Raw genomic sequence first — 19,787 nt, 5'->3', positions numbered from 1 at the left:
CCGATGCTTATAGAAATTACAGATCGAGATCAAAAATCAGCGATTGCCGAAACCGTCTTAAAGGCGTTGCCGGAATGGTTTGGAATTGAAGACGCCACGCGTGCGTATATAGAGGCGGTGCAAAAGCAATATATGGTCGCTTACGAAGGTGCAGAGGGCTTTGTCGGTTTTGCCAGTTTAGAGGAGACCGGTGCGCTGGCTTGTGACATGCACGTTTTGGGCGTTTTGCCGACGTACCACGGTACCGGCGTCGGTAAGAAACTCGTGCGTGCGCTTGAGTACCGGGCACGTACGTTAAAGAAGCGGTATGTGACGGTGAAAACCCTCAGCGAAGCGCATCCCGACGTGCATTATGCAAAAACCCGTTCATTTTATCAACATCTAGGGTATGCACCGCTAGAGACATTGCCTGAACTTTGGGGGCGTGACAACCCCTGTCTTTATATGATTAAGGCACTTGAAGTGCCGCCGGTAATCGAGGTAGACGAGACGGTGCGTCTCAGACGATACCATGCGAGTGATGCAAAAGCCGCTTTGAAATGGTACAGGACACCGGCGGTATTAAAAAGTTTAGAGGGCGTAGAGGGACACGTCTACAAGCTGGATAAAGTCGAAGAGATGTACCGCTACCTCGACGGTATCGGACAGTTGTATATGATAGAGTTTTACGATGTAGACCACTGGCGCACAATAGGCGATGCGACGCTTTCACCTAATACACTGCCGATTTGCATCGGCGAGACAGCTTATTGGGGGCAGGGCATCGGGACGCGTGTGTTAGAGGCGCTCTTAGCGCTTTCCAAAGACCTCGGTTACCCTTCAATTCATTTAAACGGCATCTACGCTTACAACACAGCGTCTTTAAAGCTGTACAAGCGCTGTGGTTTCGAGGAGACCGGTGTCCGTGGAGAAAAGGTAACGATGCGTTATGTCCATCAGTAGGGTGGGAAATAGCCGGCAGGCGTTCTTCGTGGACGCGTCTGCTGGCTTTCTTTACTAGTTGTTTAGCCAAGATAAAAGGCTTTGACGTCAAAAGTTGAGGAGATTTTATGTTGCGGATTGCTGTTTGTGATGACAATCAAGTTGTTTGTAGTAAAATAGAAGAGATAATTGTGATGCGTTGTAGGTCTAGGCGTATTGAGGCGTGTGTTGATATGTTTTACTCAGGTGAATCTTTAATTCAATATTTATTAAGCTCAGAGCGATACGATGCCATTTTTTTAGATATCGAACTGGTCAATATGAATGGTGTAGCGGTAGGCGCCTACATAAGAAATCAATTGGATGATTACACAACTAAAATTATTTATATTTCTTCAAAGAGTGGTTACGATCGACAGCTGTTCGACGTCCATCCCTTGCACTTTTTAGAAAAACCCATAGCAGAAGAGCGGATAGTGAAAGATATAGACTTAGTCATTAAATTGACAAACAATGAAAAACAGTGGTTTGAATTTCAAATAAAAAAAGATATCCATAAGATTCTGATAAAGGATATACTGTATTTTGAAAGTGTTAAAAGAAAAATAATTTTGCTTACAAATAAAGAACGTTATGAGTTCTATGGAACGCTGGAACAAATAGAGAAAAAAGTAGAGAGTCCTCAATTTTTCAAACCACATCGATCCTATTTTGTAAATTACGACGCAGTTTCAATAATAAAAAAAGATGTAATTGTTATGGTGAATAATAGTATAATTCCTATTAGCAGGTTGAAAGCAAAGGCTGTTAGGCAATATCAACTTAGTTTGTTTGCAAGTTTGGAGGAAAAATGAGTACATTTCAAACGACATACATAATAGCCAATGCCTTTTCAACATACACTATCTACAAATTAATGCATGTGTTTTTCGATGCAATAGGGACAATCAAAGTCAAAGAGACACTGGGCTATATAATGTATTACTTCGTAAGTACATTGACGTTTATATTGGTTCCAGTTCCATTTGTTATGCTTATTTTAAATCTTATTATGCTTTTGGGATTAACGTATAACTACAAGAGCTCATTTAAAGATAGGATACTTTTTTCTTTGCTGGCCTATGTTACCTTTATGAGTGTTGAAATATTTGTAGGTGTGTTAATCAACTATGCTCAAACAGAGTATGTAGGAATTAGTGCATTTCAGACAAGCGAGTTTTCATCTGTAATGGGGTTGGTTGCAATCAGAGTGATTTCTATGCTTTTGGTAGTTTATCTTTCCAACTTTAAAAATCTAAAAAGCAATTTTTCAGTTCCTCTTGTAAACTGGTTGGGAACATTGTTTATTTCCTTGGCAACATTGTTTATTTTTGCAATGCTTTTGCAATCTGGAAACTTTGGAAAGGGCGTTGGTGTCCTCTTAGTGGCAGTTGTTCTAGGCATCAATTTTATGATTTTATTTCTGTATGAAAATTTGTATAAAGGATTCAAAGTCGAGACGGAAAAGATGCTATTAGAACAGCAAAATAATATGTATCTGAACGAGTTGAGGCTCATTCGAGCGTTAGTGGAAAAGACTGAGATTGTTCAGCATGATTTAAAAAACCATATGATTACAATCAAGAGCATGGTTCAGAGTGAAGAAAGTCAAAAAATTCATGGCTATATAGATTGTATTAGTGTTCAACCTGAGAGTGAAAAACTATATTCTAAAACAGGTAATATTTCGATAGATTGTATTATTAATTTTAAATTACAGGTGCTTTCTGAATATCTGATAGTTCCCAAAGTCCATGTAAGTGTGCCCAAAGATTTGGCGTTATCAGAATACGATATTACCGTAATATTGGGCAATCTGATTGATAATGCTCTTGAGGCACTCAAGCACTGCAAGGTTGTGAAGAAATTTTTTGCACTAAGTATAGTTTATAGAAAGGGCAACCTTTTTATTGCAGTTAAAAATAGCTATGAAGGTTTGTCCAAGAGGAAAAATGGCATTTTTCTTTCACGGAAAAAAGGATACGCTGTTGAAGGTGTTGGTTTGAAAAGTGTATCGGAAGCTGTTTTGAGAAACAATGGTGTTATAGAATATGAGTACGAGGGCAGTTGCTTTGAAGTGAAAATTGTTATGCCCTTAGTTTAATTGGCAATGACATTTCATTACAATAAGACATACATTTTAAGCAAATCATTATAATGCGACAGATTTTAATGTTACTATTTAAGAAAAATAGAGCATTTACATGCATTATTAAGAGGAGAGTTAACTTTGGGTATACGTAGAAAATCGTCTGTTTGCTTAATTGTAGTAATTATCTTGTTGTTATCGGGATGCCGTAAAGTAGATGACGACTACGAAGCAGTAGCTGAAAGCTTTCTTAAGACTTACTACGAGGTAAGCAAAACCGATATTGAACGCTATAACGATTATGTACTTTCGAAAGAGAAGAGTGAGTCATGTCTTTATGTTTCAGAGCTAGCAAGTACTTACGAAGAGTTTGTGACGAAGAAAGAACTACAGAGACTTATGGATGAGAATCAGTTCTGGTTAATCGTACAACTGGCTCACGAATATCAAATACATTTAAAAGTGAGTTCGATGGCATTGGTGTTGGATAAAAAAGAAGATGAAGCTATCCTGTGTAACTACACACTAAAACTAGTCGTTGAAAATAAGCCGGGGATAGTGATTGAAACAATAGGAGAATTAGTATTAGAAAAAGAGAATAGGGTCTATATGATTACAAGCGTTGAACTAGGAAGTTTTAAGTGTATTGAACGATAACTTAACCTGAATTATTCATGACGGTTCACGAAACACTCCCCAAAACCGCATAGTTACTGTGTTTTAGACTACTTTTGCTTTTCACTTATCAAGTGAAACCTAAATAAATAGAAGAAGAGCTCCAACTTTGTTAAAATGAAGTTACCACACTCACAAACTAACAAAGGAGAAACTCTTCATGTCTAGTGTAAGTTCACTTCAGCTCGAAAGCAATAGTAAAATCAAAATAAATTTCAATGGAGGCGATTTATCCTCCGATTCGGGGCTGCTTCTCATAAAAGAATTCGCCCATAAGTTTGGCTTCAATAAACACATCAGCCAGTTTGTAACGGACAAAAATGATAGCTTCCGTAAACACAAAGACCATCAAAATCTATCCCAGCTAATTTATCAAATCCTTGCTGGATACTTTAATGACAATGATGCAGACGAACTGACCAATGAACCTGTCTTTAAAAGTATTCTGGGTAAACAGGCTCTTGCCTCACAACCCACACTGTCGAGGTTCTGGAACCGTATGGATGGAGATACAGTCAAACAGTTTGAAGATATCATCCGTCATATGAGATCATCGGCCTACAGGACTAAAATGCCAGAACAAGTTCTGCTTGATCTTGATTCAACCCTACTTAACACGTACGGCAAGCAGGAAGGCGAAGGCTTTAATTACCACTATCAAGCTCATGGATATCACCCCTTACTCTGCTATGACGGACTCACTGGAGATCTTCTCAAAGCAGAGCTTCGAGATGGTACCGCCTATAGTTCTACAGGCGTCTGCGAATTCATGCAACCTTTATTAGATGAATACTTTACGAAGTACCCTGATGTCCATCTGTTCCTCCGTGGAGACAGTGGTTTTGCAACACCAGACTTGTACAAACAGTGTGAAAGCAATGGTGTATCCTATGCCATACGTTTGAAAGCAAACAAAATACTGTATGCTCACGCAAAACATTTGGATGATGAAATAACCGAAGCTACAAAGGATAACATGATTGATTATGTGGTCCGTTATGATGAGTTCTTGTACCAAGCCGGTAAATGGGACTATCCTAGACGGGTTATCGTCAAGGTCGAGAAACCGTACAATCAGCTAACCAATCAGTATGCCTTTATTGTGACCAACATGGATCTCAGTCCTGAAGAACTAATTAAGTTCTATCGACATCGAGGCACCATGGAAAACTTCATCAAAGAAGGTAAAAGTGGCTTCAACTTTGCATCAACGCCAAGTAAGGACAAAGTCGTTAATGCGAATCATCTACTGCTCCATGTCCTAGCATACAACCTATTTAATTACTTTAAACGATTGGTATTACCTGAGAAAATTGCATAATTTATAACCGTTGATTTAACAAGTTTTTAAAGAAACAAAAAGGAAACTTCACCCCAAACGTCGAATTATATAAGTGGCAGCAAACACAATCCAAACGAAGGAGGAAGTTTCCACTTATGTATATTCGACAAACATGTCTATTTTCCTTTGAAGAAATTATGAACTTTCAGCAAGAAACGAAATTGGAATTAATTCTTGCTCAGATCAACATCTCACCTTTGGTTGCGGCATTATCTAAACAGAGTCATTTGAGAGGTCCAAAAGGTTACAGAGTCGCACCGATGATTTACGCATTAATTGCTAAGCAAATTCTGAGAATTTCGACCACCAGCGAGTTGGTGAGACAGTTGAAAGAGAACCCAGTGTTACGTTATAACTGTGGTTTTGAGGTGTTATCCAAAGTACCATCAGAAGCCACTTTCAGCAGATTCGCAGATAAGCTGTCAGAATCAGATGCGTTGCTGAAACTATTCGGTGATTTAGTTGTTCATGCTAAAGAATTAGGAATTGTTGATGGTAGTCATATTTCAATAGACTCTACTAAGGTAGATGCTTTCGAAGCCTCAAAACCAAAGAAAGATATTGTAGATGACGGCACCAACCCAAACTGGGGAATGAAGCGCGATACTCACGGTAATAACATTCGTTGGTTTGGATGGAAACTTCATATCCTGAGCGATTCATACAGTGAATTACCACTTTCAGTTATGGTAACACCAGCGAATGTTCATGATGGAACAATTGCAGTTCCACTGATTGAAGAGTTTCTAAAGCAGTATAGAGATCTGTTTAGACCATTGTTCTATGCGATGGACTCTGGATATGATTATAATTCTGTCTATGATGCAGTAATAAATCACTTTGAAGCTACTCCAATCATAGCCTACAACCCAAGAGGCAGTCACGCCGCCCCAGAAGGGTTAGATGATGAGTTTCATCCAGTCTGTTCTGGTGGTTACAAACTCGTTTATTGGGGGATTGACGGCGATTACATGAAATTTAGATGTCCACAAGTACTGGGGAAATGTAACTGTCCACATGGGAGTGCATGGTGTTCATCAAGCAATTATGGTTATACGCTCAAGATAAATCGTAAAGAAAATCCAAGACAAATCGGATATCCGTTAAGATCATCTGATCAATGGAAGACTCTATACAACAAGCGAACTTCTGTTGAACGTTGCAACGGTCGACTAAAGACGATTTTAAATTTGAATTCAATCCGGTCTAAAGGTATCAAGAAAGCAACTGTTCATGCGTTGTTAAATTGCATTGCGTTGGTTGCAGGAACCATCGCTTCAAAAGTTAAAGTAAACAGAAATGAGGAACTCTTAGTAGCATAATGAACAACAAAAGATTGAAATTTGAAAGCATGGCAGGGGCTGTTACTTAGGATTAAGCCTTTTTCTCAAATTATCGAGTTAATTATGCAAGAGTCTCACCTAAAAGCATGAAGAAAATGTTGATAGATACCATTCGATTGAAGCTGCTCAAAATCGCATCAAAGGTTGTTAAAGCAGCAAGATATATTCATTTCAAACTGTGTAGCAGTTGTCCATACAAGAATGAGTTCTATGAAATTCTTGAGAACATCCGTCGACTTCCACAGTTGGAATAAACGTAACTGATGAACTTTGAAATCTGAAAATCGAGAAAAGTATTGTCCACAGGATAAGTCTGCCCATTTTTAGGTGATAAACAGGAAGACGTCTTCTATGATAAGCATTATGAAGCGCAAAAACTTAAATCCGCTCGATTTTTGGTGATATCATGGGTTCATGAATAATTCAGGCTTAATAAACAAAGCTTGTAAAGATAAATGGTGATTGTTTCTGATTGACAGTTGAATAAAGAGAATTTTCTAAAAAACACTGAAAAGGCGTAGTTCTGCTCTCCTTCAGTGTTTTTTTATTGGATTACACCTTGACAAGCAAATCACAATAAGAGTAAAATGATTGTGTAATTACCAAATAATTATTTATTTTACTTCTTATAAACATATGTTGTCTATTTGTATGTTTTTAATGTAAAATAAAGGATTTAAAATTGTTAAATAACAATAAATAAGCGTCGGTTGAGTGTCTACCACCAATCGTATTTCCAATGTGTCAACTTTACCCCCCTTCAACCGACTGCATGGAGGCTTTTATGATGAATCAGTCTATAATGACTTTTAACAATGTCAAAAAAGTCGCCGGCGAGCGGACAGTGCTGAGCGGTGTCGATCTGTCTATTGAAAAAGGGCGCTTTTACGCATTTTTAGGCGATGATACGGCTTCAAAATCAGCTGTGCTGGATATTTTGTCTTTCTCAGAACCGCATACCACCGGTGAGTACCTGTATTTTCAAAACGACGTGACAACACTGACGGCAGGGCATCGCTCTCAAATTCGGCACGAAGAAATTGCCTACATCAATAAGCGCTTAGGGCTCATTCCGCATTTAACCATACTGGAAAACGTTCTTTTGCCCATGTATTTAGACGAGCATATGCGCTTAAAAGATATGGTGGCAAAAGCAAAGGTTTTGCTGTCGGTAGTTGCCCTAAGGGGACGCGAAAACGCACTGCCTGAAAGCCTTTCTCAGGGAGAACGTCTACGCGTTGCATTGGCACGTGCACTGGTCAACGATCCGAGCATTTTAATTGTTGATGAACCTGAAGTAGCGCCTGCCAAAAGTGATACCGAGCAGATATTTTACTTGCTTAAATCATTTGTCGAGCAGGGGAAAACAGTTGTCGTTTCAGCAAGTGATTTTAATATAGAGCCGTATGCAACCGACTTTTACTACATGACGGCGGGTAAGTTGGATACCATCACCAAATGAAAGCAGGGGACAGTATATGAACGTTTATCGTATTTGGCTGCTGAGTAAGAAGATAATAGATCCGGAAACAGCGGCGATGTTTAGGCTGCGCTTTATAGTGCTCAGTCTTTTCATCGTCATTTGCTGTCGCACAGCGGTCCACTTTGCGTACGGGCTGGACAGTTTAGTGAACACAATCGGTGGCGGTATCGACAGAACTTTGAAGATGACTATTGTTAAGGGACAAAATCGCACGCTGGAGACGATTGCACGAGATATAAAAAAAATGTGGGAAGTCGAGTGGGTTGAACTTGGGAAAGACGCGCATGAGCGCACAGTGTTGGTTGCAAAACTTAAAGACTACAGATTGAAAAATCAAGCTATTTCTAATTTGCCTGCTTACCTAGAAGGCGTTGCGTACCATGTGAACCGCATTGACGACAAGCGGGAGATGATACAAAAGGTCAAGCATACAGGCGCTTTAGCCGGCTTGGTTGGAGTGGTATCGTTTGGCGCTGTATTTGCCGCATCTGTGCAAACGTTTTTTCAGGTGTTGTTGCCAACTTCGACAGCACTTAGCAATTTGGGGTATACACCTGTTCAAATCCGTCTGATATACAGTATGAGACTGTTGTTGTATTTTGTTGTGGGGGCCCTACTGGCTTGGATGGTTCCTCTGCGCTTTATTGATAGCGCCTTCATACAGATGGTGTACGGCGGCCTGTAGAGCGGTAAGCGCTTGTTGAGTTCTTAATAAATAATATAAGAAGAGACCTCAGATGAGGTCTCTTGAATTTTATGCATTTGATTGCGCTGTTTCAGGTGATTTTAACACCAAACGCACATAGCCCAACAGTACGAAAGCAACCATTAGTGTCGCCCAAATCATCATAAAGTTGTGTATTGGGGCGAAATAAGCCACTTTCATGCTAAGGGGCTTCAGAGCAATTGCCGAAATGACAAATGGGAATGTAAAGCCCGAGAAACTCGGCATAAACTTGAGTTTCAGGTACTTAAAAGTGCCGAGGAAAGTGGCGACGTACATAAACAAAGCGACGATGGTGAGAACTTGCACCAAGAGAGGTGATTTCTCAGCAAATCCGATTTGATAGCCTGCAAGCAAAAGGCTGGCAGGGGCTGCAAAAATACCGAGTGTCGGTAACGCCGGTTCGGGAATTTGCTTCTTTAAAAGAACGCGATAGCTGATTAACGGAAGCAGTACAGCGTAAGCTACGAGTCCAAACCAGAAGGCCAAGTGCCCATATGTGTTTAAACCGTGAACTGGTGCTGCTACAGTAGCACAGACGATGCCGACATACATGACGAAGGTACTCGGAAAGAGTTTCATGAGGTTAAACTGAGCGATGTACTTAGCAGTGAAGACAACCATCAGAGCGAGGTGTATGCCGACCCCACACCACCACAACGCTTTTCCGAAGGCATTGGGCGCGTAAGTCGATAAGATCATCATCCCCATTGGGTAAGTGGCCAGAACGCCTGAAACCGGCGGCATGTCCAGTGCTTTTCGAACTGAAGCGGGATACATGACCACTTTGATTGTAAGGAGCACAAAGAGTATTGCCGATAGGGCGCCGAGTGTGTAGCGCACCTCAACACCATAGGGTTTGAGTAAGTTCCCAAGTGCCGCCAGCGCGAGCATCACCCCAGCTATAGGCAAAGGCAGAGCTTTTAGAATGCGGTTCATTACCGACCTCCTTATGCGTTTTCGTCGTCGAGATTGCGAATGCCGAGTTCTCTTACGACGATTTCCGCTAAGTTCTCAGCCATTTCGCCTGTAAAAGAGATGCACTGCTGTTTATGTTCGCCGGATGCCATGTCCATGCCCTTTGTGAGGACGCTGCAACAAAGCACCTTGTGTTTGTCTTTAAAACGTTGTTGAAGTTCGTTGGCCAGCTCCAGTGTGCGATTGACTTTTGGGTCACCGCCTTTTGTACGCCCGAAAAAGTAGCCAAGTGTCAGAACGGACCCCGTTACCGCGCCACATGTGCATTTTGAGCGGCCGATACCCACTGGAAATCCAGATGCCATGGCAATCATTTCTTCCGGCATGTCGATTTCGAAGTTGTTTCTGAACGAATTGACAATCGCCTCTGAGCAGAAGAAGTCGCCTCTTCTAAAAGATTCCTCTGCGTCGTTTTTAATTTTTTGAATGCTTACTGCTTCAACCATGATAATACCCCCTAAAATTTGTTTTCAATAACCTCTTAATACTTGCCATATCATAATAACATTCTCTTATATGATTTTAAATGGTGAAACGTTTAACGGGCATTTGGATATTTTATAAAAGAACTGCGATTATAAAATAGTTTTATATAAATCTTCGAATTGGTGGCAAATGTGTTATGATAAATGTGATAAAAAAGATTGGAGAACATATGAATACATTAGACTTGCACACGCATACTTTGGCCAGTGGGCACGCGTACAGCACACTCAATGAAAATATTCGTTCGGCGGCGGCAAAGGGCCTTAAAGTATTAGGCGTTTCCGACCACGCGCCTAAGATGCCGGGAAGTACGCATCCCTATTATTTTAGCAACCTTAGAGTTTTGCCGGAAGTTATAGAAGGCGTCAGGGTGTTAAAGGGGGTAGAGCTGAATATTCTCGATGCAGAAGGCTCAATTGATTTAGATGCTTACACGCTGGATTTTTTAGACTATGCCATCATCAGCTTGCACCCACCGTGCTTTGAAGACCTCGGGAAAGAAGGGAACACACAGGCTATTATACGGGCGATGGCCCATCCGAAAGTGAAAATTCTCGGACATCCAGACGACAGCCGTTACGCCCTCGATTACGAGGCGATTGTCGAGGCGGCAAAGGCGCACGACGTGTGGATTGAAATCAACGACAGTTCCCTGAGGCCGACGTCTTTTAGGGAAAATGCACATGACAACTACAAAGCGTTGCTCGCCGTTTGTAAAGCGCGTGGTCAATCGATTATCATCAACAGCGACGCGCATTACAGCGCGCATATCGGACGCTATGAAGCGGCACTCGAACTCATTGAAAGCGTCGATTTCCCGCTGTCATTAGTGGTGAATTTTAATAACGGCTTCAAGCTCTAAGAAAAATTCTGATACGCTTACAGTATCAGAATTTTATTTATATAACGCAGACTGTCTTTAAAATATTAAGAAAAATAAATCATCCGCAAAATTATTGACCGATGGTCATTTTAGGAGTACACTACTGGGGTAATCTAAAAAATGACCGATGGTCAATAAATGCTTTCCGGATGGAAGGAGGCATTATGTCAAAACAAATCAGTAAGTCTACAGAAAATAAAAAGAAAAAGAAGAACGCTTTGTTTTCTTCGGCGTATGAACTCTTTGTTACCAAAGGGTTTAATGAAACGGCCATAAACGATATTGTGAAAAAAGCAGGTGTGGCAAAGGGGACGTTTTACCTTTATTTTAGAGATAAAAACGATCTTTTGGATAAAATTATCCTCAAAAAGAGCTCCGTCGTCTTAAAAGAAGCCTACGAAAAGACACTGGCTGTGGCACATGAGGATTTTACGGAATCGGTTGTGTTCTTTGCCAATGAAGTGATTACCTATTTAGAGGACGATGTGCTCTTGTTGAGAATCATTCATAAGAACCTTTCGTGGGGCCTTTTCAGAAAGGCGCTTGCCGATAGCGATCAATATCGAGATATGGAGCTGATTTACAACCGTTTTGTTTTGGCGCTAAAAGACCATCAGGGCATTGTCGACGAACAAGAAGTCGAAAAAATGCTGTTTATTATTATTGAACTGGTGGGCTCGGTCTGCTACAGCGCTATTATCTTAAAAGAACCTGCACCAATAGATGAAATGAAGCATCTGTTGTACAGCATGATTCGTAAAATGCTGAGCTAACGCGCCCTCTTTTTGAAGAAAGAAGGGATGAAGAATGAGAAGTTTTGCACATATGATTTCCAATCATCGCAAAGTGGTGATCGTAATCGCTGTGCTGCTTGCCCTCGTATCTGTTTACGGTTACGTCAATACGCGAGTCAACTACGATTTGTTGACGTATTTACCGGAAGAGCTGGACTCTATGAAGGGGCAGGAAGTTGTCGATGATGTGTTCCATAGAGCGGCAACCGGTATGTTGGTCATAGAGAATATGCCGGATAAAGAGGTGTTGAAAGCGAAAGCGGCTATCGAAGAGGTCGAAGGCGTTGAAGGGGTGACGTGGATTAGCGACATCGTCGACATCACTGTACCAAAGGCCTTTCTGCCGGATGACCTTAAGGAGATTTTCTATCGAGAGGACACGACGTTGATGATGATTGAGTTCACGCATCAGGGGTCGTCAGATGAAACGCAGGAAGCCATTAAGGCTATTCGAGGATTGCTTGACGAGCGCAGTTTCTTAAGTGGCATGAGTGTTATCTTGAGAGATACCATCGACCTCGCCGACAGAGAGACGCCTATTTACGTTCTCCTAGCCGTTGTTCTCGCGGCCATCGTTTTGGCGTTGACCATGGAGTCCACATTTGTTCCGGTCATCTTTTTGCTTGGCATTGGGTTTGCGATTCTCTATAACCTAGGCTCTAATGTCTTTATCGGAGAAATCTCTTATGTGACCAAGTCGCTTGCTGCTGTACTTCAGCTCGGCGTCACCATGGACTTTTCAATTTTCTTGTTCCACCGATACGAAGAAGAACTTGTGCACCACTCGGATAAAAAAGAGGCGATGACCGAAGCCATCGTCAAAACGGCCTCGTCCATTGCCGGAAGTTCTTTAACCACAATTGCAGGCTTCTTAGCACTTGGTTTTATGGAGCTTGGTCTCGGTAAGGACATTGGCTTTGTTATGGCCAAAGGTGTTTTCATCGGGGTAATCAGCACTTTGACTATTTTACCTGCTTTAATCTTGACCTTTGACAGGGCCATTCATCGATTCAACCACGGGACAATCTTGCCGACATTTGATAAAACGGCTTCAGTGGTGACGCGTCACTACAAGCTCTTTGCACTGGTGGCGGTACTGCTAATTCTGCCGTTTGCCTATGCGAAGGATCAGGCTGCCGTTTATTACAATCTCGATGAATCCTTGCCGAAAGACATGCCATCAATAGCGGCACTTGACAAGCTTAAAACCACTTACGACATGACCACCACGCATATGATTGTCATCGGCGATGAGGTTCCGACCTACCGCATGAAAGAAATGCTCGATAAAATTGAAGCACTGCCGGGCATTGAGAAAGTCATGGCGGCAGATAAGCTTATTGGGCCGGCTGTTCCAGGAGCCTTTTTAGAAGGCGACCTCACTGAGTCGTTTGAAAAGGGCGGTTACAAGCTCGTACTTGCCAATTCGAGTTTTAAAGCGGCAACTGACGCGCAAAACACTCAATTGGATCAAATTGAAACCATTGTAAAAGCGTACGACAGCAAAGCCATGGTAACAGGGGAAGGCGCTTTAACCAAAGACCTTATTGAAATTGCAGACACCGACTTCAAACGCGTTTCAGTGGCGTCCATTACCGCGGTATTTGTCATTATTCTCTTTGTCTTCGGTTCGATTTCGATTCCGGTGATTCTCGTAGCTTCAATAGAACTGGCCATCTTTATCAATATGGGCATTCCATATGTCACAGGAGCGGTGTTGCCGTTTATTGCCACCATTGTTATCGGTACGATTCAACTAGGGGCGACGGTGGACTATGCGATCCTATTGACGACGCGGTTTAGAGAAGAGATTCGGAACGGCAAAGACAAGTTCGACGCCATGCGCATTAGCGTAAAAGAGTCGTCGAGATCCATCGTCACGAGTGCACTGACCTTCTTCGGCGCAACGGTAGGCGTTGCTTTTATAGCGGATATTGAAATGATCAAAAGTTTGACACTGCTCATTTCCAGAGGGGCTTTAATCAGTATGCTCGTTATCATCTTTGTATTGCCTTCAATACTGTTGATTTTTGAAGGACTGGTGCGGCGCACATCGCTCAACTGGTCCAGAAAGCCAAAATCGAGAATTAAAGCTAAGATATCTGAAAGGAGTGCGTAATATGTCAAGTCAAAAACTCTCTCAAAAAATAGCCGGTATGGCGTTAGCCGGTGTCCTCATTTTTCAAGGCACACTGTCTTTTGCTTCAGAGGCTGTGTTTAAAGACGAAACCGTCTATGTCAATTTAACAGCGCAAGGCGACGTGGCCGAAATCATCGTCAGCGATTGGCTCCAAGGCGCAGCCGGTGCCACTGTGGAAGACCGAAGCGCGCTGAAAAACATCGTCAATGTCAAAGGAGAAGAAACCCCTGTTGTCGACGGTGAACAGCTTCAGTGGACCATGCAGGACGAAGACTTGTTTTATCAAGGGACGGTTGATAAAGCGTTGCCGATAACGGTTGACGTCACTTATTTTTTAGACGGCGAGGAAATCACCGGCAAAGATCTCATCGGCAAATCCGGTCGAGTGGCGATGCACTTAAAGCTCACAAACAACGAGCGTTCTGAGCAAGTTATCGACGGGCAAAAACGCACGCTCTATACGATTTTTGAAACAGCCAGTGTCGTAACATTGCCGATGGATGTGTTTTCAGACGTCAAAGTAAACACCGGACGCATTGTCAGCGACGGCAACAACAACATCATCACCTATGTGGCGCTACCGGGCATGTCGGAAGTGTTTGGCGAAGCGTCGACATTTGTCGATGTTCCGGAAACCTTAATTGTAGAGGCTCAAGTTGAGCATTTTGAAATGGCGCCGATTGTGGTAACAGCGCTGTCGAAGTTTCCAGATGTGTCGTCGATTGAAGGGCTCGACAAACTTAGCGATTTAATTGACGCTGTGGACACCCTTGACGATTCTGCAAAAGCTTTGGCAGATGCCGGTGAAGAGCTGAGTGCAGGTCAAGCGACGTTTAGCCAAAAAATGGCCGACTATTCAGTGGGCTTTGGCGCTTACAACGAGGGGATGAACCGTTTGTTTGAAGCCCTTAATCAATTGAAAACAGGCGCAGACGGTGCTTATGAAGGGGCGAAAGCATTGAGCGGCGGTATTGTGGCACTTGAAGAAAACACACAGCCGTTGGTCAGTGGGCTAGGAGAGTTTGCTTCAGGCGGTAGCCAATTTGCGCAAAGTGCAGGGGCTTTCTCAAGCGGCGCTTCTGAACTGGCCGACGCAACGGTAGGGCTCGCCGATCAGACAGCGGCTCTCAGCGCAGGGGCAACGGGGGTACTGGAAGGTGTAGAGGCGTTAAAAGCCGGACAGGGACAAGTGACTGCGGGGTTATCAGACAGTGTCGCAGGTGTTCAAAAACTAAAGGCCGCCGTGAAACAAACTGTCGGCGAACAGGACCCGCTGTACCTGTCTTTGGTGGAACTCGAGACCTCTTTAAAAGCCTTGGAGAGCGGTTCTCAAACGGTAACTCAGAAGATGGGGGCGGTTTGGGAAGGTCAAAATCAGGTGGCGACAGGTCTCAATCAACTGAGTGCGGGGACGGCAAAAATAGCCCCTGTCGCCGAACAGCTGAAAGCGGGCAGCGAAGGTCTACGCACTGCGTCTGAAGGCTTATCTGGAGCCGCTGAGCGCATCGGTGCCGGGGCAGAAGCCATGACGAGTGGTGTTGCAGCGCTGAAGACGGGAGCGCAAGATCTCGAAAACGGCTTGGCGCAGCTTTCTGCTGGGGTCACACAGGCACACGATGGCAAGGAAACGTTAGAAGCGGCCCATCGACAACTTTCTGGTGCGACCACTCAACTCGCTGCCGGTGCAGAGAAACTCTCTGAAAATCAAGCACTTCTCAGTGCCAATATGTCGAAGTTTCAAAGAGAAGGTACTGCTGAAATGCGCGCTGAGAGCAGACGTGCCGACGACGGTTTAGGCGATTTTCTGTCGGTCAAAGACGCACTTGCCGAACGTTCTGAGGCGTACAACAACTTTACCGGTATAGGAGAAGATATGGACGGTAGCGTAAAGTTTGTTATGAAAACAGAGGCTTTAAAAATCCCAAAAGAAGAAAAAGTCTATGCGGTTGAAGAGAAAGAGACCTCTGAAGGGTTCTTCAGTTGGTTGAAGGGTCTTTTTAGCTAATAGATAAAGCCCTTCGATGGCTAAGTTTCCTTCAGAGGACGACGCTATAAAAGCGACGTTTGGAGGCGAACTTAGAAATCGAAGGGCTTTTTTTTACTTGTGGTCACGTCTTTTTTTTTATATGATATAGAGAAAGGGAGCGTGGAGGATGCGATACAAAGGATCATTACAAATTATCACTGAGAGCGAGCTCGGTGCAGTGGACGGCCAAGTCGTCGATACCAATTCATTTTTTGTGGAACAGAGCGATTACGCAAAACACAACATCGAAATTAATTTTGAACGCGTCTTGCTGTTGGCACGTGCGTACAATCAACGTCAAATTGTCTTTGAAATAAAGCCTCAATCCGGGGGTGTGAAGTGGTACGATGCCATTTTTAACACGGGAAAGCGCGTTGCAGAAGCTTTTATTGAGGTGTACCCCATCGATGTTTATTTCCTCGTCAGTGGACAGTCGTCTGTGATTTAGAGTTTCTCAAATCGACAAAGTGACTGACCAAAGTGGGGTCAAACTGTTTGCCTGAACAGCGTTTGAGTTCATCGAGGGCAGCATTCGGCGTCAGGGCATGCCGATAAGGGCGCTCGTGAATCATATCGTCATAAGCGTCTGCTATGCAGATAATACGAGACAACAGCGGTATTTTCTCGCCTTTGATGCCGACGGGATAGCCGGTACCGTCCCAGTGCTCGTGATGGTAGAGGACGTATTCGGAGAGTTTCCTGAGTTCGTTAGAGGTGTTTAAAATGCGGTACCCAATTTCACAATGTTGTTGAATAATGAGCCTTTCACTTTTGGTGAGGGGTTCTTTTTTAGATAGAATGACTTCGGAGATGGCAATTTTACCGACGTCGTGGAGCAATGTGGCGACTTCGAGTTCTTTGAGCTTCTGTTCAGAAAGGCCGATGGCCTGCCCCAGTTCCAGTGCGTACTTGGTGGTGCGCTTAGAATGTCTCTTTTCAATGGGGTTTTTCTCGTGAAGGGTCTGAATCATCATGTCGATGGTTCGACGGCGTATGCTCGGACTTTCCAGTACTTTGTGTCTATACATGAAATCTTCCGCCGTCTTGTAGGTGCTTTCAAAGCTGTCCTCAGGTGTGTCTTGTATGGCGTATCCAAAGGAAAGCGACAGGGGAACGCCTGCAATTTTAACGGTGCGAACAGCGGTTTTAAACTGTTGGAGCAGTTGAGAAACCTGCGGTTTAGTAGCGCTGGGAATGACGATAGCGAATTCGTCGCCGCTGAGCCGGCTGACGAGGCTCGGTGTCGTGAAAACAGCGGTCAGCTGTTGAGCAACTTCTTTGAGGTATTGGTCGCCCACCATATGCCCAAAGGTGTCGTTAACGAGTTTTAAACCGTTGACATCTGAAAGGACAATGGCCACGGGGTAGTCTTCAAGGAGCAAGTCGTTTTCTAAGTACTTTTTAAAATAGCGTCGATTGTACAAATCGGTCAGCGGGTCTTTGAAACTGAGGTATTCGAGTTGTTGAATAAACTCATAGCGTTCAGTCACATTTTTAACGACTAAGTACAGCACGGACTGCTCGGGCAGCTTAATCGGCGTAAAGCTCAGTTCAAACAGCTGGGTGCCTGTGGGGGCTTTATGCTCGATGTGGAGCCCGCAGGTGCTGAAGGCGCCTTTTTTAAAGGCTTCTGAAATGTGAGGATTTGAGCCTATAACAGTTAGTAGCGGTGCGTTTAAAGCGTCTTTTTTCTCATGACAGTCAAAAAACTTTAAGAAAACGTCGTTACAGTCGATAATTCTATCAGAGGCGAGGAGGACGACGCCGTCGTCGGAAGCGGTCATCAGTTCTTTGAAGGCGTGTTCGCTCATCGCCAATTTTTCGTAAGCTTCTTTAAGGGCTTTTGTCCTTGAAATAACGCGCTTTTCAAGGTGTTCGTTCAGGCTTTGAATCGTCTCGCGCTCTTTGTTGAGTTCGAGCTTTAAAACGTACTGCATACGATCGTTTTTTTCCGACAGGTAATTAAAGAGACAACCGAAAAGTGCCACAAACAAGAATAAAATATTGGAATCGAGGTGTAGTTCGGCGGGAAAGACCCCTGTTGCCAACTGCAATAAGTTGTAGAAGGCTAGAATGCCCACTGCAGTCACTACGCTGTAGATAAAGCGCAAAGTAAAGAAGAATAGAACGTATATTAAAGTGAACAAGATGGCGAAGCGGTAACTGTAAAAACCGTGTTGACTGCCGTGGTAGTGGATAAACAGCAAACCGAAAAAAGCCAAAAGGCTTAAAGTGCTGAGAAGTGGCTGGGCGATGTGAACGTATTTTTTGGTGTAACTTAAGAGAATTGTCACCGCGGCCAGAGGCGTGTAGAGGCCAAAGCGAACGAAGGCAAACAGCGGTGCGAGATGCGGTAGAGAGTTGATGTCGACAAAGATAAAAATGACGTAGGCGAGAATACTGAAAGCCAATAGGATGCGCTGTTGTTGTGTGTGCTGAATCTGGCTATCGACGATATAGTAGCGCTCGACAGAGGCATAGTGCCCTCTGAAACTAAGCGTAAACGGATTCAGTTGGACGTCTTGATACAATTTAGGGTGCCATTGGCCATCCCCCCCTTTCAAATCTGTGTTTTATATATACCTTAAAATACAATGATTACGCAAGGGGCTATTAAATGGAGAGATGCGATGTTAGATCATAAAACCATAGAACGTATATTGAATGACTATGCAGGGAAAGAATCAAATGCCGTCAAGGTGGTTCAAACGCATACTTACACAGTGGCACTGTGTCATTCAACGGCGCTGAAAGAAGTACGGCGCATTGAGACCATCGTCGCACCGTTTCACGGTGAGTCGCTAGACGCCGTGTACCGGATGCCGGCATCGCCGTTTGATGTAAACGGTGCAGACGTAAGAGAGCCGGGGCGTTACACGGTGGCTATCCCAAACACCCGCAGAAAAAGTGTTTGTTCTGCGTGTAACGGCATCGGCGAGTGGGACTGTGAGAACTGTGACGCCAAGGGCGCTGTGGTCTGCGGCACATGTGGCGGACAAAAGCGCTTGCCGTGTCCGGCCTGTGCGGACAATGAAGAAAAAGGTTGCGCAGCTTGTTCCGAGGGGTGGCAGCTTTGTCCGACATGTAAGGGCGTGGGCGCCGTTTCGTGCCCGGTGTGTCGAGGCACTGGCGGCGTCACCTGTTCGGTGTGTGAAGGGCGTCGACAGCTCTACGAAAAATCTGTTCTGGTACAAGAGGCAAGTTGGCAGCGTTTCAGCGATTTTTTAGCGCCGTTGCCCTTGCTAAAAGAAGTGGATAAAGGCGAAATAGAGGCGTTGCGGAAAATGCTTACGGCGACCACAATCTACGAGGACATCGGACAAGTGTTTTCGGTTTTGCCTAAAACGCTGGCCTATCTAAAAGGGGAAGTACGAACTTCAATGCGGCGGGTGGCTCAGGAAACAAAGACGCAAAGCGTGTTGAAAACACAGTATGAAATGGCGTCTCGAGCAGTGGTTCTCGTGGTGTACTTTTACAAAGGGACGCGCTACCACCTTCTAATAGATGTTGAGACTCAGGCGGTCATTGCCACAGTCAATCCTTTTGGCGCAATGGTTTCACCATCGTATTGGCCGCTTTATGTCGGTGCGGTTCTTATCGGCCTGTTTGGGGTCGTGTCGGTACAGCTGGGCGTTGTGAGTGCTCTTTTAGGACTGGCGGTTCCGACAGCGTTGATTTTAGCGGTGGGGAGAATACTGAAAGGGCGGCTTGTCGAACACCGCAGCAGAGGCGAGCAACTTGTAGTTCTCTTATTGCTCAGCGTGCTTTTTTGGACGATTTCTACAGGCCTCTTGTATTTCTTTAAACCATAAACGTGAATAATATGTTATATTAAGGGTATTATCTTATAAACTGTTATGATGG

At 43.8% G+C, this 19,787-nt stretch carries 16 protein-coding genes and 2 pseudogenes; 15 read left to right on the top strand and 3 right to left on the bottom strand.

The window, feature by feature from the left end; translation table 11 throughout:
- The first annotated feature begins 3 nt into the window (after positions 1-3).
- From ACR6HW_RS07120 to ACR6HW_RS07080, 9 genes and pseudogenes are all read left to right on the top strand, one after another.
- Entirely contained in the window at positions 4-942 is a 939-nt protein-coding gene (locus ACR6HW_RS07120; protein WP_455730456.1) for a GNAT family N-acetyltransferase, read from the top strand.
- Positions 943-1,049: 107 nt separating this feature from the next.
- Positions 1,050-1,775, top strand: a complete 726-nt coding sequence (locus tag ACR6HW_RS07115; RefSeq protein ID WP_455730455.1) for a LytR/AlgR family response regulator transcription factor — start codon at positions 1,050-1,052, stop codon at positions 1,773-1,775.
- On the top strand, positions 1,772-3,064 hold the full coding sequence (locus ACR6HW_RS07110; RefSeq protein ID WP_455730454.1) for a sensor histidine kinase: 1,293 nt from the start codon (positions 1,772-1,774) through the stop codon (positions 3,062-3,064). The genes ACR6HW_RS07115 and ACR6HW_RS07110 overlap by 4 nt, the downstream gene beginning before the upstream one ends.
- Positions 3,065-3,190: 126 nt before the next feature.
- The gene (locus ACR6HW_RS07105) at positions 3,191-3,706 is read left to right on the top strand and encodes a hypothetical protein (protein ID WP_455730453.1); all 516 of its coding nucleotides are present in this window, start codon (positions 3,191-3,193) and stop codon (positions 3,704-3,706) included.
- A 178-nt stretch (positions 3,707-3,884) separates the two neighbouring features.
- Positions 3,885-5,027: pseudogene (locus ACR6HW_RS07100) on the top strand (IS1380 family transposase); the annotation flags it as partial.
- A 134-nt stretch (positions 5,028-5,161) separates the two neighbouring features.
- The gene (locus ACR6HW_RS07095; RefSeq protein ID WP_455727774.1) at positions 5,162-6,388 is read left to right on the top strand and encodes a transposase; all 1,227 of its coding nucleotides are present in this window, start codon (positions 5,162-5,164) and stop codon (positions 6,386-6,388) included.
- 104 nt (positions 6,389-6,492) lie between these two features.
- Positions 6,493-6,663: pseudogene (locus ACR6HW_RS07090) on the top strand (transposase); the annotation flags it as partial.
- 530 nt (positions 6,664-7,193) lie between these two features.
- A complete protein-coding gene (locus ACR6HW_RS07085; RefSeq protein ID WP_455730452.1) occupies positions 7,194-7,871 on the top strand; it encodes an ATP-binding cassette domain-containing protein in 678 nt (225 codons plus the stop codon).
- A 16-nt stretch (positions 7,872-7,887) separates the two neighbouring features.
- The gene (locus ACR6HW_RS07080; protein WP_455730451.1) at positions 7,888-8,577 is read left to right on the top strand and encodes a hypothetical protein; all 690 of its coding nucleotides are present in this window, start codon (positions 7,888-7,890) and stop codon (positions 8,575-8,577) included.
- A gap of 69 nt (positions 8,578-8,646) precedes the next feature.
- Here ACR6HW_RS07080 and ACR6HW_RS07075 read toward each other — a convergent pair whose 3' ends face one another.
- Positions 8,647-9,555 carry a TDT family transporter gene (locus ACR6HW_RS07075; protein ID WP_455730450.1) on the bottom strand — a complete coding sequence of 303 codons (909 nt, stop codon included), beginning with the start codon at positions 9,553-9,555 and terminating at the stop codon, positions 8,647-8,649.
- A gap of 11 nt (positions 9,556-9,566) precedes the next feature.
- Entirely contained in the window at positions 9,567-10,040 is a 474-nt protein-coding gene (locus tag ACR6HW_RS07070) for a C-GCAxxG-C-C family protein (protein ID WP_455730449.1), read from the bottom strand.
- A 209-nt stretch (positions 10,041-10,249) separates the two neighbouring features.
- Here ACR6HW_RS07070 and ACR6HW_RS07065 point away from each other — a divergent pair, with 209 nt between their 5' ends.
- The 5 genes from ACR6HW_RS07065 (at position 10,250) to ACR6HW_RS07045 (ending at position 16,371) form a co-directional block, all read left to right on the top strand.
- A complete protein-coding gene (locus ACR6HW_RS07065) occupies positions 10,250-10,942 on the top strand; it encodes a phosphatase (protein WP_455730448.1) in 693 nt (230 codons plus the stop codon).
- Between the two features lie 185 nt (positions 10,943-11,127).
- The gene (locus ACR6HW_RS07060; protein ID WP_455730447.1) at positions 11,128-11,736 is read left to right on the top strand and encodes a TetR/AcrR family transcriptional regulator; all 609 of its coding nucleotides are present in this window, start codon (positions 11,128-11,130) and stop codon (positions 11,734-11,736) included.
- Between the two features lie 34 nt (positions 11,737-11,770).
- Positions 11,771-13,876 (top strand): efflux RND transporter permease subunit, encoded by a 2,106-nt coding sequence (locus ACR6HW_RS07055; protein ID WP_455730446.1) that lies wholly within the window; start codon positions 11,771-11,773, stop codon positions 13,874-13,876.
- Position 13,877: 1 nt separating this feature from the next.
- On the top strand, positions 13,878-15,902 hold the full coding sequence (locus ACR6HW_RS07050; RefSeq protein WP_455730445.1) for a hypothetical protein: 2,025 nt from the start codon (positions 13,878-13,880) through the stop codon (positions 15,900-15,902).
- Between the two features lie 148 nt (positions 15,903-16,050).
- Complete coding sequence (locus ACR6HW_RS07045) at positions 16,051-16,371, top strand: hypothetical protein (protein WP_455730444.1); 321 nt, start codon at positions 16,051-16,053, stop codon at positions 16,369-16,371.
- Here the strand turns inward: ACR6HW_RS07045 and ACR6HW_RS07040 are convergent.
- Positions 16,346-18,454: a bifunctional diguanylate cyclase/phosphohydrolase gene (locus tag ACR6HW_RS07040; protein ID WP_455730443.1), complete on the bottom strand. Its 2,109-nt coding sequence runs from the start codon at positions 18,452-18,454 to the stop codon at positions 16,346-16,348. The genes ACR6HW_RS07045 and ACR6HW_RS07040 overlap by 26 nt on opposite strands.
- A gap of 99 nt (positions 18,455-18,553) precedes the next feature.
- Here ACR6HW_RS07040 and ACR6HW_RS07035 point away from each other — a divergent pair, with 99 nt between their 5' ends.
- Positions 18,554-19,735, top strand: coding sequence for a hypothetical protein (locus tag ACR6HW_RS07035; protein WP_455730442.1), 1,182 nt, complete (start codon positions 18,554-18,556; stop codon positions 19,733-19,735).
- The last annotated feature ends 52 nt before the right edge of the window (positions 19,736-19,787 follow it).

Source organism: Fusibacter sp. JL298sf-3 (assembly GCF_053842995.1).
Note: the sequence above shows the minus strand (reverse complement) of the source record. Positions and strands in the feature narration are given on the sequence as shown.